We start from the raw sequence: 1,146 nt of genomic DNA, 5'->3' as shown, positions 1-1,146 counted from the left end.
GTCCGGGCCGCTGCCAGCCGGGAACCCGACGACGAGGCGTACAGGCCGGCTGGGATAGGCGGAGGCCGCCTGGGCGGGCGCCTGGGACGCCCAGGACATGCTCCCGGGTCCGACCAGCGCAGTGGCGGCGATGAGCGCGCGGCGGCGCGTGGCGGTGGTTTGGGCGGTCGTCATGGAGGTCTCCTGTCGGTGTTGAAACGGGGGGCGCGGCGCTGGCGCCATGGATCACTGCAGCGCGAAGAAGCGCATCACGACCTGGGCGGGGTGGCGCACGCCGACCCCGACGAACAGGCGCTCGGTGATCCAGTGCAGAGCCTCGCTGCGCGTCTCGAAAGAGGGTGCACAACGAAAATAGACCTGCGCCGGGTCAACGGGGGCGCCGCGCAGCAACTGCGCCATCACGTCGGCAGGCGCGGTGCGCATCGCACGGTTGCGCACGTAGATGCGGTCGCCGGCATCTGTCTCCAGACCGTAGCGGGCGTCGAGCTGCGAGACCGTGTCGCTTGCGATGCGCTGGAAATCGGCACCACCCGGCAGCACCCGCCCGCTCCAGCCATCGCCCTTGACATGGCCGCCCACGATGGGCACCACGCGGCGTAGTCCCTGGGCGCCGTCGCCCAGCACCAGCGGCTCGCCGACTTCGACGGATACATCGGCAAACCAGGTCAGGCGCGGCGCGGCAAGCGGATCGTTCTCTTGAAGGGTGGAAGTCATGCCTTAGCGTAAGTCCGGTGGCGGGGCGACGCTGTCATCCTGGAAGATGACGGGATTCCCCGTATTGCCCCATGCACACCTGGATTCCCGATCTGCCCGCCGAGAGTGCCGAAGCGTCATTGGCGCAATGCCTGCCGGTGGTGGTGCGTGCGCTGGGCGAGCCGACGTTTGGCGTTTGCCTGCTCAAGGCCATGGCGTCGGCCCTGCCGGTGGGGTCGTTCTCGGTCTACCGCACGGGGTCGCGACCGGCCATCTTTCTGAGCGGCAGCCGGGGCATGCCCGACACCACCCGTGACTGTTGGCGCGCTTACCTCTCGGGTCCGATCCAAGGGGACCACACCTTGCGCGAAGCGAGCGCGCCGCAGCTGCGTGTGTGCCACATCACTGCGCGGGAGGTGCCGCCGGAACACCGTGCCAAGGTGTACGACGCCC

1 protein-coding gene and 1 pseudogene are annotated in these 1,146 nt (G+C 69.3%); one reads left to right on the top strand and one right to left on the bottom strand.

Annotated features, from left to right (window positions below):
- Positions 1 to 225: 225 nt before the first annotated feature.
- Positions 226 to 714: a DUF3237 domain-containing protein gene (locus tag ACSFA3_RS24900; RefSeq protein ID WP_435460546.1), complete on the bottom strand. Its 489-nt coding sequence runs from the start codon at positions 712 to 714 to the stop codon at positions 226 to 228.
- Between the two features lie 71 nt (positions 715 to 785).
- Here ACSFA3_RS24900 and ACSFA3_RS24895 point away from each other — a divergent pair.
- Positions 786 to 1,146: pseudogene (locus tag ACSFA3_RS24895) on the top strand (LuxR family transcriptional regulator); the annotation flags it as partial.

It is taken from the genome of Variovorax glucosi (assembly GCF_051216695.1).
GTDB lineage: Bacteria > Pseudomonadota > Gammaproteobacteria > Burkholderiales > Burkholderiaceae_C > Variovorax.
This window is presented reverse-complemented; position numbering and strand designations above follow the sequence as displayed.